7 protein-coding genes are annotated in these 14,154 nt (G+C 59.4%); 4 read left to right on the plus strand and 3 right to left on the minus strand.

The features are described 5' to 3' along the window. The first annotated feature begins 37 nt into the window (after nt 1–37). On the plus strand, nt 38–1,540 hold the full coding sequence (nhaB, locus tag AC3WQN_RS06245) for a sodium/proton antiporter NhaB (RefSeq protein WP_103401103.1): 1,503 nt from the start codon (nt 38–40) through the stop codon (nt 1,538–1,540). 117 nt (nt 1,541–1,657) lie between these two features. Here nhaB and zwf read toward each other — a convergent pair whose 3' ends face one another. Beyond that, a complete protein-coding gene (gene zwf / locus AC3WQN_RS06250) occupies nt 1,658–3,178 on the minus strand; it encodes a glucose-6-phosphate dehydrogenase (RefSeq protein WP_103401104.1) in 1,521 nt (506 codons plus the stop codon). Continuing rightward, complete coding sequence (gnd, locus tag AC3WQN_RS06255; protein WP_256587320.1) at nt 3,175–4,257, minus strand: phosphogluconate dehydrogenase (NAD(+)-dependent, decarboxylating); 1,083 nt, start codon at nt 4,255–4,257, stop codon at nt 3,175–3,177. The genes zwf and gnd overlap by 4 nt, the downstream gene beginning before the upstream one ends. Nucleotides 4,258–4,432: 175 nt before the next feature. Between gnd and AC3WQN_RS06260 the strand changes: the two genes are divergently transcribed. Beyond that, entirely contained in the window at nt 4,433–4,618 is a 186-nt protein-coding gene (locus AC3WQN_RS06260) for a DUF6026 family protein (protein WP_103401106.1), read from the plus strand. A gap of 72 nt (nt 4,619–4,690) precedes the next feature. Here AC3WQN_RS06260 and AC3WQN_RS06265 read toward each other — a convergent pair whose 3' ends face one another. Beyond that, nucleotides 4,691–9,628: a dermonecrotic toxin domain-containing protein gene (locus tag AC3WQN_RS06265; protein WP_103401107.1), complete on the minus strand. Its 4,938-nt coding sequence runs from the start codon at nt 9,626–9,628 to the stop codon at nt 4,691–4,693. Nucleotides 9,629–9,868: 240 nt separating this feature from the next. Here AC3WQN_RS06265 and AC3WQN_RS06270 point away from each other — a divergent pair, with 240 nt between their 5' ends. Next, the gene (locus tag AC3WQN_RS06270; RefSeq protein ID WP_103401108.1) at nt 9,869–11,611 is read left to right on the plus strand and encodes a phosphoethanolamine transferase CptA; all 1,743 of its coding nucleotides are present in this window, start codon (nt 9,869–9,871) and stop codon (nt 11,609–11,611) included. Nucleotides 11,612–11,778: 167 nt separating this feature from the next. Continuing rightward, complete coding sequence (locus AC3WQN_RS06275; protein WP_103401109.1) at nt 11,779–14,025, plus strand: TonB-dependent siderophore receptor; 2,247 nt, start codon at nt 11,779–11,781, stop codon at nt 14,023–14,025. Nucleotides 14,026–14,154: the final 129 nt, after the last annotated feature.

The following is a 14,154-nucleotide window of genomic DNA, read 5'->3' on the forward strand; positions in this document are numbered from 1 at the left end:
CGGCAAGTTGCGCGCTTCTTAAACAAAGGAGCAACCGATGTCCGGCTCAATGGCCCAGGCGTTTGCACATAATTTCCTCGGGCATTCACCACGCTGGTACAAGGCGACCATTCTCGCGTTCCTGATTCTCAACCCCCTGGTGCTGTGGACCGCAGGTCCGGTGGCGGCCGGCTGGTTGCTGGTGGCGGAGTTCATTTTCACCCTGGCCATGGCCCTCAAATGCTATCCGCTGATGCCGGGCGGCCTGTTGATGGTTGAAGCGCTGCTGTTGCGCATGACCACGCCACAGGCCCTGTACGACGAGTTGCTGCACAACTTCCCGGTGATCCTGCTGCTGATGTTCATGGTGGCAGGCATTTACTTCATGAAGGACCTGTTGCTGTTCCTGTTTTCCCGGCTGCTGCTGGGGGTTCGCTCCAAGGCCGTGCTGAGCCTGATGTTCTGTTTTCTCTCGGCCTTCCTGTCGGCGTTTCTCGATGCCTTGACAGTCACCGCCGTGATTATCAGCGCGGCGGTGGGATTTTATTCGGTGTACCACCGCGTGGCCTCGGGCAATGATCCACGCCAGGACAGCGAGTTCAGCAACGACGACAACCTGCCGGTGCTGCATCACGAAGACCTGGAGCAATTCCGCTCGTTCCTGCGCAGCCTGTTGATGCATGGTGCGGTGGGCACGGCACTGGGCGGCGTCTGCACCCTGGTCGGGGAGCCGCAGAACCTGCTGATCGGCCATGAAATGGGTTGGCACTTCGCGGACTTCTTCCTCAAGGTCGCGCCCGTCTCGCTACCGGTGCTGGTGGCCGGCCTGGTGACCTGTGTCTTGCTGGAGAAACTGCGCTGGTTTGGCTACGGCACCCTGCTGCCGGACAACGTCCGCGCCGTGCTGGCCAACTATGCCGCGCAAGACAACGCAGAGCGCACGTCCCGCCAGCGTGCCGCACTGCTGGTGCAAGGTGCGGCGGCGCTGATTCTGATTGCCGGCCTGGCCTTGCACATTGCCGAGGTCGGGTTGATTGGCCTGATGGTGATCGTGCTGATTACCGCGTTTACCGGCATCACCGACGAACATCGGGTCGGCAACGCGTTCAAGGACGCCATGCCGTTCACTGCCTTGCTGGTGGTGTTCTTCGCCGTGGTGGCGGTGATTCATGACCAGCAACTGTTTACCCCGCTGATTCACTGGGTACTGAGCCTGCCCGCCGATCAGCAGCCAGGCATGCTGTTCATCGCCAACGGCGTGTTGTCGGCCATCAGCGACAACGTCTTCGTGGCCACCATCTACATCACCGAGGTCAAGCAGGCGTTCCTCTCCGGCCATATGAGCCGTGAGCACTTCGAAACCCTGGCCATTGCCATCAATACCGGCACCAACCTGCCCAGCGTCGCGACGCCCAATGGTCAGGCCGCGTTTCTGTTCTTGCTGACCTCGGCCATCGCCCCACTGATTCGCTTGTCCTACGGGCGCATGGTGTGGATGGCGCTGCCGTATACCTTCGTGATGGGGCTTCTGGGTTGGTATGGAGTGAGTTACTGGTTGTAATCGGTGTTGGCCAGTGTCAGGTACGCACCTGCGCTGGCCTTCGTCGATACGCACCTGAACGCAAGGTGGCGGCTGTCAGGTCGCCATCGCCACCCCGGCGCAGATCGTTCTACAGCCTCATCCCAGGCTGTGCCAGACGCGACCATCGCGTGCCAGCAACTCATCGGCGGCACTCGGGCCATTCTCACCGGCGGCGTAGGTCTGAACCCCGGCATCCTCCTTCCAGGCGTCGAGGAAGGGCTGCACCGCACGCCAACCGTTCTCGATATTGTCGGCACGCTGGAACAGGGTCTGGTCGCCGGTCAGGCAGTCGTAGATCAAGGTCTCGTAGCCCGTGGAGGGCTGCATTTCGAAGTAGTCCTTGTAGGCAAACCCGAGCTCGATATTGGCCATGTTCAAGGCCGGGCCAGGGCGCTTGGCCAGCAGGTCGAACCACATGCCTTCATTGGGTTGAATCTGAATCCTGAGGTAAGTCGGTTGCAGCTCATCGACTTCCGTATCGCGAAACTGCGCGTAGGGCGCAGGCTTGAAGCAGATGGCAATTTCAGTGTCACGCACGCTCATGCGTTTGCCGGTGCGCAGGTAGAACGGCACGCCCACCCATCGCCAGTTGTCGATCATGACCTTGAGTGCCACAAAGGTTTCCGTGGTGCTGTCGGCCGCAACGTTGGCCTCTTCACGATACCCGGGCAACGGTTTGCCAGCGATCTGGCCGGCGCTGTACTGGCCACGCACCGAATTGGCTCGTGCCTCTTCAATGGGCCACGGGCGAATCGCCCCGACCACCTTGGCCTTTTCACCGCGTACCGCATCGGCGCCGAAAGCCGCGGGCGGCTCCATGGCGACCATGGCCAGTAACTGGAACAGGTGATTGGGCACCATATCGCGCAACGCGCCCGTGTGTTCGTAGAAACTGCCGCGGGTTTCGACCCCCACGGTCTCAGCCGCGGTGATCTGTACGTGATCGATGTAATGGTTGTTCCAGAACGCTTCGAACAGGCTGTTGGAGAACCGGCTGACCAGGATGTTCTGCACGGTTTCCTTGCCCAGGTAGTGGTCGATCCGGTAGATCTGCTTTTCGGTCATGACCTTGAGCAAACACGCGTTCAAGGCTTCGGCCGTTGGCAGATCGGAGCCAAAGGGCTTTTCCACCACCACCCGGCGGAAGGCATCCGTGCCCTCCTCCAGCAGCCCGGCCGAAGCGAGCCGGCGCACCACTTCACTGAAGAAACGCGGCGCGGTCGCGAGATAGAACACCGCGTTGCCCGTGCCGCTCTCGGCGATTTTCGCCGCCAGCGCCTGGTAGGTGCTGTCATCCAGAAAATCGCCCTGGACGTAGCTGATACCCTGGGCCAGCTTGGCCCAGAGCGCAGGGTCCAGGGTGTCGTGATGGCTACCCACCTTGTTGGCCGCTTCGGCGCGAATGAAATCTTCGAGTTTTTTCGCGAAGTCCGCATCGCTAATGGCGTTGTGGTCGACTCCGATGATCCGCATTCCGTCCCCCAGCAACCCATCGCGACGCAGGTTGTACAGCGCCGGCATCAGCAAGCGCTTGACCAGGTCGCCATGGGCACCGAACAGAAACAGCGTGGTCGGTGGTGCCGGTTGTGCCTTGGACTTCCTGCGGATCGAGGTCATTTTTTCGGGGTCTCGACATGGCCGCCAAAGCCGAAACGCATGGCCGACAGGATCTTGTCGCCATAGGCGCCTTGCTGGCGCGAGCGGTAACGGGAAAACAGCGAGCTGGAGAGCACCGGTACCGGCACCGCTTGCTCCATGGCCGCTTCGATGGTCCAGCGACCTTCGCCGCTGTCCGCCACGGACCCAGAGTAACCGTCCAGTTTTGGATCGCTGGCCAGGGCATCGGCGGTCAGGTCCAGCAACCAGGACGAGACGACGCTGCCACGGCGCCAGACTTCGGCGATGTCGGCCACGTTGAGATCAAAACGCTGATCTTCCGGCAGGATTTCCGACGCCTTGGTCTTGAGGATGTCGAAGCCTTCGGCAAAGGCCTGCATCATGCCGTACTCGATGCCATTGTGGATCATCTTCACAAAGTGCCCGGAACCTGCAGGGCCGGCGTGGATGTAGCCACGTTCGGCACGATCATCCTCGGTCACCCGATCCTTGGTTCGCGGAATGTCGCCCATGCCCGGGGCCAGTGTGGCAAACAACGGGTCCAGTCGCTTCACTTCGTCAGCGTCGCCGCCAATCATCATGCAGTAGCCGCGCTCCAGGCCCCAGACGCCACCGGACGTGCCCACGTCGATGTACTTCAGGCCCTTTTCCGCCAGCGCCTTGGCGCGGCGTATGTCGTCCTTGTAGAAGGTGTTGCCGCCGTCGATGATCACGTCGCCGACCTCCAGCAACGTGCTCAAGGTATCGATGGTGTCTTCGGTCGGCGCGCCGGCAGGCAGCATGACCCAGACCGCTCGGGGTTTATCCAGTGCTGCGACCAGCTTCGGCAAGTCGGCAACGCCAGTAGCGCCCTCTTGCCCGAGGGTGTCAACGAATGCGGTATTGCGGTCATAGACCACAGTGCTGTGCCCGTTGAGCATCAGGCGCCGCGCAATGTTGCCGCCCATGCGGCCCAGTCCAATAATCCCCAATTGCATGTGCTGATGCTCCTTAACTACAAAAAATGGTGTGCCAATGGTGATAGCGCCGTGAGCCAAGTGAAGCTTAGTCCAGTGCGCTGCAACATAGTTTCCGGGCATTTTGCCCTAACTATAGGGATAACGTCCGCAACGTTGGCGAAGACACAAGGACAACTAAAAATAAAAAAGTTCCATTCAGGAGCGAAAGAAATCAAAATCGGTGCCGTTCGTGGCTCGGACACTGATCGTTGAACGGTTCGGCCACTGTTGTGAAACGCCATTTGCGAGGTGAGCAATGGGCTCAGTAGTAAACGCACTGCCTCCACAGACCCTTTACGTCACTGTTCGTCGCGACGAACTGCGCCAACTCAAGGCCGAACGCGAGCAGTTGCTCAACGAAGTCGCGCACCTGCGTCAGCAGCTACAGGCGCAGCGCGGCGAAGGGCAGCCTGCGCGCATGCCGATACGCTCACTGGATTGATCACTCCCGCCTGAAAGGTTGCGCCTGCTCCCCCCAGCAAGCGCAACGCACTGATCAGGACGCCAGGGCATGCTATGCCGTCGGTGGAACGGCATCGAAAAAGTACTTTTTCACGAACGCCGCCTTCATTCCCCCCGGGTACACCACTTTTCCCGCGTTGAGCTCGGGGTGTTGCACCTGATCCTTGACCGTGACGAACCGCAAGCGCGCCAGTTTCAGGTGGGCTTCGGTCAGGGTCAGGACCGATTTTGCCGTACAGTGAAAGTGTGCGTACCACAGTACCTTTCTACCACTGTGGCGGGTGCTGTCGACGATGTCGTATTCCAGCAAATAGCTTGTTTGATTGGCCGTCGACTTGTCCGTCCAGGACGGGTTCTCGACGTCGATCTCCCGCTCCCCCAGCAGGTACTCGAAGCTTCCGGCATTGGGTGGCAGCTGCTTGGTAATCTCGACGCGCAGCTTTTTCCCTTCGCGAGTCAATCGCTCGCTGGCGCTCCTGAGATCCTGAAATACCTTGACCGCCCTTCCATGTTCCGCGCCCGTAACACCTTGCATCCCCTGTTGAATTTGCGTGGCCAACTCCGAGAGTTTATTTGCCTGAGACAAAAACCGGTCTTCCACACTGGCGGGCTCGCGGTATCGGGAGGCATCTTTTTTATAGTTTGCGATCAGCGGGGTTATCCCTTCGACCAGTTTCCTGCCCTTGTCCAGCAGCGATTGGAGCGCCGGGGCCGGCTTCGGTGGATCAACAGGCTCTACTGGCCCCTCCTGCCGCTGCTGGTAAAGATCTTGCCCTTCATCCTTGTAGAAAATGATCTGCTTATCCGTTGCGGCGTCCTGGACCACCACCGTTTCGCCGGTTTCACCTGAACTTTTCTCGCGGACATCGCCCACTCGAAAACCTTCCGCCGTTTTGATCAGGCGCTCAGTCGGGCGCTTGATTCTCCTTCTGGTTTTTTTCACCCGTTCTTCGACAGGTAGCGTACCCTCTTGCTCCGCGGGCTCTTCCTGCAAGTCTTCACTGATTGATTCGCTGAGTTCTGTTTCCGCGAACGTTCGTGCCCGCCTCAAGGCGTCAAGAAATTTCTCGAGAAACAACTGCGCCACGTAGCTTTGTCGATCGCCTACCTTGCGCAGATTGGCCGCCATCAGTTCCGCATCGTTGTAAACATTGACCGCGTCCTGCAGCAGTTCAACACGCTGCCTGGGCTCAAACCCCTGCGTCGCGTTCAAACGCAAGACGTTATCCGTCACCACGCCCAGCCTCGCCTTGCCCAGCCCTTCCAGTCCCGCGACTTCCGCCAGGCTGGGCTCAAGCGCAGGGTCACCCGCCAATGCACCGCGCAAAGACACCAACTCGTGCACGATTAGCCAGTCGGTGTTATTCACCCGCTTGTCCAGTGCGTCCTTGAGCCTTTGAGTATTTTCCGATAGATAGCCGGTTCTTTGCAGATAGCCTTTTCGGACGCTGCGATCCAGAACCTCAAGTTCCGTCATTGTCTTCTCGAGCTGGGCACTGATCCTGATACGCTCCGCAAATCCATTGATGATGCGTTTCCTGGCTTCCAGCAACACGCTGTATGGCACATCGGTGACAGCCGTGCGCAGCTCAAAAGCCAGTGGAAAAAGGGTCCGAATTGAAACCCCTAACTCTTCCCATACCGCCGACACCCTGATCAGGTTTTCGTCGACAACCCCATAACTGGCAACGAGTTCCTGGAGATTTTCCAGTATGGCGTCACGCTGGTAGTCTTTGTCCTTTGCAAGCAGGCCATCAATCTCCTCACACAGTTTGATCCGCCCCAGATGGCCATCAATGTAGGTCCTGGCCTTCTTCTTGTATTCGATGTCTGCGGCGTGCAATTTCTTTCTCAGCGCCACACGTTCCTCCAGCAGCCGGCTCCGCTCGGCGTCACTGGAAGCCTCAATCGCCGTCGTCTTGTGCGCAATTTCATCGGCGAGTTGCAGCACCTTGTCCTGTGCCTTCTGCCCAACTCCCTGTGCCTGCTCGATGCTGGCATCCAGTTCCGGCAGGCGATCCTTGAGTCTTTTGACTTTCAACACATAGTCGGCGCGTCGCGCCCGCAACTGCGAATCAGCGAAGACATCCGACAGGTAGCGACTCATGCCCGGTCCACCCCCGCGCACACGAAACTCCGGCGCCACCTCCCAGAGATCCTGGCCATTGCTCTTCAGTTCCAGTCCTTTTATCGGCCTCCCAAGATGATCGAGGATGACCACATTACCGCCCTCGGCGGGCTCCACATTGGCCCATCCGTACCCACGCAGGCGAGCCGGCACTTTTGCATACCAGCGCCCCCCGACCACCACGATGCCTTGGGCCGCTGGCGTTGTGATCACCCGCCCGCGTCCGGCCTGCTCTGTACTCAGGAAACGCTCCAGCAATCGACGCGAGTCACCCGATACCGGGGTAGAGAAGTCCAGCACGCTGTCACTGATGGCGCTGGCCGCACCCGGCCCGATGGGTGGTTTGATCACTGCGCTGATTGCAAGAGCACCCGGCCGGGAGACGATCGCATGGTGCTCGAAGGGTTTGACCGCTGTACCGGCGCCCGGTGAAAGACGCTGAATCAGCAAGGCCACTGCCAGATTGATGAGCAGGTTGTAGGTGAAGTCCCTGGCCGGCTCGCTGTCGCCGCTCGCCAGTGGCTCAAGGGCCTCCAGAACCGCGGTTTCCACCACAAACAACCAGCCAACGGCGGCTGCAGGTCCGCTGACGAAGGGTAATACCGTGTTAAGCACGCTGTTGAAGATGATCAAGCCCATCTCTTTCAGCGTGTTCCAGCGGTACTCGGCATTGGACAGTGTCTGTTCGTCAGCCAACTGGGCCAGGACGTTGGCGTTGGCTTCATACAGATGAGCCAGCACCTTGTCGTCGAGCTGCTGCAGGTCGAATCGGGCGGGAGCCGATGGCCATAGCTCCGTTTCGAATATGATTCCCACCGGGTGGGGTTCCAGAAAACCGCCATTGTCATAGATTTTCCGTGCATCGGGCGCCAGCCAGTCGAGGATGCTTTGCTGCAACGATGGATTGGACTTGCTTTGCGGGACCGACACCAGCGCAGGTCGAGGGTCGTTGCTGACGATCTCAGCCATCAAGGCATCGAGTGACGCAAACTCGATCAATGGTTCGGGGTACAGCGGCCGATACAGCACATGAGGCCCGGCTGTCACCTGCGCAGGGCCAAACACAAACATATCGGCAACCACATGCGTGTGGCTCGATACGTCGGTCTTGAAGGCCAGGGTCCTGGCCAGCATCACTTGCCCGCTCACACACCGGGCTTGCGGATCCGGTTCCATGATGGCCGCTACACAGCGATACCCGGCATCAGTGAACCCCGAGCGCTTCCGGATCCTGTTCTCCAGTGCCAGCATCGGTAATTGAATGCGCAATTGGTCGCTGAACAGCTTTTCGCGCTCGGCTCGCTGTACCGGATCATCGAGCAGTAGCCTTTTGACTTCATCGGGGTAGTTTTTGCCGATATCGGCATCGCGAATCAGTTCCCTGACGGTGTCGAGGGTCATCCAGGCCGGTGCCGCCGAACCGTCCTTGCGCTTGAACTCAGAGACAAGGAAAGGCACGCCGGCAAGGTTGTTCAACGCTCGATGAGTCAGGCTGAGCGTTTCACTGGTAAACCGTCCGGTTCCTGGCCCTGCGATAACCAGCAAACCGTCTTCATTGCGATACTGAGTGATGTCGATCTGGTCTGGATCCACCGCCTCGCCGTACGCGGCCATCCCGTCCTGCAGGACTTCCCGGGCGAATTGCTCAGCCGTACGAATCCCGTGACTGTACACCTGCCCCTTGCTCGCCAACTGGAGGGCGGCCAGGCGAAACATGTAGCGACTGTACTCCTGGGTCTCGGCGGGCGTGGCCAGTTCTATCCAGTCAGGCAACTGGCTGACGACTTTGTTGTACAGCGCTTGCTCATACGCACCGGGGTTCTGCTTGAGCAAATGGGGCGCCAGATCCGTCAGACTCGCATAGCGGTCTTCCAGCACTTTCAGGTCCTGGCCTTCGAATGCCCCGAAGAAGCTCAAACCTTCAAGTTGATTATTGAGCAGCGCCTGGGCCTGAGTCACAAAGACATCGCCGAACGACTCATAGGGTTGCAACTCAAGCGCACTGAGTTCCTGCCTGCGCCCCCATTTGTCGCCCTCTGAATCAGCGAAGGCCTGCCATGTGTCGTAAGTCTCGATCACTCCGCTGGTGCCAAACCCCATCACAATGTCCCGCGTCGACACCTTGCGCACGGCCACCAGATCAAACGCCAGGTGAGCTTTGTGAGTGCGTCCGGTCCGGGCGTGATAGTCGATGAGGAAAACCTGTGTGCAGTCCGGCCCATAACGAGCCACTCGGTCCTCCTTGATGGGGCAACGAATGACTTGCAGGACGGTATCGACCTGCCCGGCATCCAGAAACGCGCCGCTGCCCGAAGGACCCATGCTGACCAGCAATGCGCTTCTGAGGACATCGCTGAGCCATTGCCAGCGGCTGGTGCCGTCAACTGCGGGCTCATTCCAGTAGTCCGTCAGCGCCTGCTGCAATGCAGCAACCATGACCTTGGGCAGTCGTCGCAAAAGGTCTTCGACTTCGCGCATTTCGACGGCGAGTCGCCTGTTTTGCCCGTCGCTCAAATAATGCTCATGGGTGAAGGTCAATTGGGCCCTAGCAGTGATGGCGTGAATCATCACCTCGAACAGCGGTGTTGTGGTGTAGCCGTCGATCCGGGGATCGTCGTGCTCGACGAGGTGACCGCTATCGCCCTCTCCCTCTAGCGCCGCCCGACTTGTGCGGACCCAGTTGGGTGAATTGAGCGAGGTCGTCAACACGTCGATGTTCAGCCCGGGGTACCGATTGTTCAGGGCCGCGCCGAATTGTTTCAGGGCCGCCATGACCACTATCGGTCGCCCCTTGAACTCTTCGTATACCGCCTGCGCCAATGTGTCGGAAACGTCCTCGGGTGTTGCGCGAGTGTCTGTCATTTCAGCATCCTGTTGTCATGGAATGAGCAGCAGGCGCCCTGGCCTGCTTCAACCGGATGTAATGCGGTTTCACTGAAGAGCGTGCGGTAACTAAGTATCTTCATCCACGCACTTCACAAACTTTTCACATGAACTTACCGATACTTGCAAACACTGTTGACGCTCGATTTTCGGGCGTTTTTTTGTCACTGGCGCTCAACACTTTCAGTGCTTGAAGTCATGAATCAGCTGGAGCGCTGAATGGCGATGTTTAAACGCAGCAGTACGTCTGCGAAAGGTTTCGATTGGGCTGGCCTGGGCTGGCTGTTCCTGTTCTTCTGGTATTTTTCCGGCATTACCCAACTGCTCATCCTGTTGACCGGCACTTCCGGGTTCTCGGGCTTCCGCCAGGCCTTCGTGATGAGCGCCCTCTGGCTCGCACCGATGCTGCTGTTCCCGGCGCGCACCCGCCTGCTGGCAGCCGTGATCGGCGTGGTGCTCTGGGCCTGTTCGATGGCCAGCCTGGGCTACTTCTTCATTTACCAGCAGGAGTTTTCGCAAAGCGTCATCTTCATCATGTTCGAGTCGAACATCTCTGAAGCGGGCGAATACATGACGCAGTACTTTGCCTGGTGGATGGTCCTGGCGTTCCTGGCCCACACCGCGGTTGCCGTGTTGCTGTGGACCCGTCTGCGCCCGGTCTATCTGCCACGGGGCAAAGCACTGCTGGCGGCCACCGCGATTCTGGTAGGGGTAATCGGCTACCCACTGGTCAAGCAGACCGCGCGCACCGGCAGCCTGGCCGCCGGCTACGAAAAATTCGAAACCCGCATCGAGCCGGCCGTGCCCTGGCAGATGCTGGTTGCCTACCGCCGCTACGGTGAAACGCTGGCCAGCATGCAAGGCATGCTCGACAACGCCAGCCAGGTTCCCCCGCTGCACAACCTCAAGGATTCGGTCGCCAACCAGCCGGCGACCCTGGTGCTGGTGATCGGCGAATCCACCAACCGTCAGCGCATGAGCCTGTACGGCTATCCGCGTGACACCACGCCGGAACTGGACAAGCTCAAGGATCAACTGGCGGTCTTCGACAACGTCATTACCCCGCGCCCCTACACCATCGAGGCGCTGCAACAGGTGCTGACCTTCGCCGACGAAGAGAACCCCGACCTGTACCTCAAGACGCCGTCGCTGGTCAGCATGATGAAACAGGCAGGCTACAAGACCTACTGGATCACCAACCAGCAGACCATGACCAAGCGCAACACCATGCTCACGACGTTTTCCGAGCAGGCGGATGAACAGGTCTACCTGAACAACAACCGCAACCAGAACGCTCGTCAATACGACGGTGACGTGCTGCAGCCCTTTTCCAAGGCCCTGGCCGATGGCGCACCGCGCAAGTTCATCGTGGTGCATCTGCTGGGCACCCACATGAGTTACCAGTACCGCTACCCACCGAGCTATGACACGTTCAAGGATCGCCAGGGTGTTCCAAGCGGCGTGAGCGACGATCAACTGCCAACCTACAACAGCTACGACAACGCGGTGCGCTACAACGACTTCGTGGTCTCGAGCCTGATCAAGGACTACGCCAAGACGGACCCGAACGGCTTCCTGTTGTACCTCTCCGACCACGGCGAAGACGTTTTCGACTCCCCGGGCCATGGCACGCTGGGTCGTAATGAGTCGAAACCGACCGCGCCGATGTACACCATTCCGTTCATGGCCTGGGCCTCGCCAAAATGGCGCGCTACCCACGACTGGAACTTCGCGCAAGACCTGCAACGCCCGTACAGCAGTTCGCACCTGATCCATACCTGGGCGGACCTGGCAGGTTTGAGCTTCGATGAACTGGACCACAGCAAGAGCCTGGTCAGCGCCAGCTTCAAGCCTCGTCCGTTGTTGATCGGCAACCCCTATGAACGCGAGCAGCGGGCACTGATCGACTTCAGCCTGATGAAGCCCAAGGCCGCTGTTGCGCCGGCGGTGGTCAAACAATAAGCACGCCAGGGGGCTGACTCCAGCCCCCCGTTTCCGTCCGTCGACGCCCAGGCAACATCCCGATACATGTCAAGAATGGTAATTATTCACTTTTAGACTAAATCCCCCCGCCCCCCTTCGTCTTTGAGCAAACGGAATTTTCCATCGAAGACAAGGAGTCGGCTGCGATGTTCGCGCCTATCACCCGTTCCATGACCTTGACCCTGGGCCTGTGCAGTCTTGCCCTGTGCTCCACCGCCCACGCCGAGAATGAACCAGACAAGTCACAAGAACTTGCCGCAAGACCGCTTGAGCTGGACCCCACCAATGTTTCAGCCCAAGGCCTTGGCACCACCACCGAAAACACCGATTCGTACACCACCGGCGCCATGAGCACCGCGACGCGCCTGAATCTTTCCATCAAGGAAACACCGCAGTCCGTATCGGTGGTGACGCGCCAACAGATGGACGACTTCAAACTCAACACCTTGTCCGAAGCCATGGGCCAGACCACCGGCATCGTGGTTCAGCACAATGACTCCGACCGGGTCAGCTATTCCTCGCGCGGTTACTCGATCAACAACTTCCAGATCGATGGCATGCTCAACACCTTCGGCCGCATGAAGTCCGACTCGGACACCATCATCTACGACCGCATCGAAGTCGTGCGCGGTGCCACCGGCCTGACCACCGGCGCCGGCGACCCTTCGGCCACCATCAACATGGTGCGCAAGCGCCCGACACAGCAGTGGGAAGCCAAAACCGGGGTCAGCGGTGGCAGCTACGACGATTACTACAGTTACGTGGACGTCGGCGGCCCACTGGCGTTCGACGGTCGCCTGCGGGGGCGTAGCGTGCTGGCTTACCGCGACAGCCAGTCCTTTCGCGACCACTACCAACTGCAGCGCGAAGTCGGCTACGGGATCCTCGAAGCCGACCTGACCGATGACACAGTGCTGGCAGTGGGTTACGACTATCAGGACAAACAGGTCCAGGGGACCTCCTGGGGCACGGTGCCGTACTGGAATTCCAATGGCGACAAGGCCGATCTGCCGCGCTCGACCAACATGGCGACGAAATGGAGTTCCTGGCCACTGAAAGACAAAACCGCCTTTGCCAACCTGGACCAGAACCTGGGTAATGGCTGGCACATGAAAGCCGCCTATACCCATCGCGAAAGCGACACCGATGGCAAGGTCTACTACGGCGGTGGCGGCTTCCCCAATGACGATCGCAGTGGCATGACCGCCTACCGTGGTCACATGAAGGGCGAACAGAAAATGGAAGTCTACGACTTCAACTTCGCCGGTCCCTATCAGTTGCTGGGGCGCGAACATGAGTTGATGGTCGGTTACGGCGAAGCCGAGCGCAGTGCAAGCAACCCCTACCTGTTGGAAGCCCCGACGCCACCGGGCTACAACAACATTGCCGACTGGAAGTACATGGGCAACATCGCCAAGTTCCGGGACACCGACACCGGCATCGAAGGCTCGAACGACAGCACCCGGCAGAAGGCTGGCTACCTGGCCACGCGCCTGAGCCTGACCGACCAGTGGCACGCCGTGCTGGGCAGCCGTTACGGCAGCTGGAAAACCAGCAGCAATGAGTATTCATTCGACGACCACTACCAGCGTATCGGCAACGACCACAGCAGCCAGGAACAAAACGACATATTCACCCCGTATGCCGGGTTGCTGTATGACATCACCCCCGAGTACACCGCGTACGTCAGCTACACCGATATCTTCAAGCCCCAGACCGAACGTGACGCCAGTCATAAGTACCTGGACCCCATCGTCGGCAAAAACTATGAGCTGGGGCTCAAGGGCAGTTTGCTGGAGGAACGCCTGAACCTCGCCACCGCGGTGTTCTGGAGCAAGCAGGACAACGTGGCCGAACTGGATGATTCGGTACCGCCGGATCCGGTCACCGGTGAAGAGTTCTTCCAGTCCGGCGGCAAGGGCAACAAGGTCCAGGGATTCGAAGCCGAGGTGTCCGGCGAAGTGATGCCAGGCTGGAACATGACCGCCGGCTACACCTATACCCACTCGGTGAATGGCGAGGACAAACGCAACAACACCGCACAACCGTTGAACATGCTGCGCATTTCGACGGCGTATCGACTGCCGGGTGAATGGAATGCGCTGACGGTCGGTGGCGCGGTGAACTGGCAGAGCGATATCTACGACTTGGCGAGCCGCCCTGTCGGTCGCGATGCCAACGGCAAAATCGAGACGCAGGAAACCCGAATCCAGCAAGGGGCCTACTCCGTCGTAAAACTCATGTCGCGCTACGAGATCGACAAGCACCTCAGCGCCTCGCTGAACGTCGATAACCTGTTCGACGAGAAGTACTACGACAACGTCGGCTTCTACAATGGTGTGTTCTGGGGCGACCCGCGTACCGTCACCTTGAGCCTGGACTGGAAACTCTAACGGCCTGGCAACCATGAAAACAGGCGCCTCGCAGGGGCAACGCCGCCCCTGTGGGAGCAACTGTCTTGATCACATGGCTTGCTCTCCCCACATAGAGGAGCGCTGAACACCGGCCCGTGGCGAGCGAGC

It is taken from the genome of Pseudomonas sp. FW300-N1A1 (assembly GCF_058789115.1).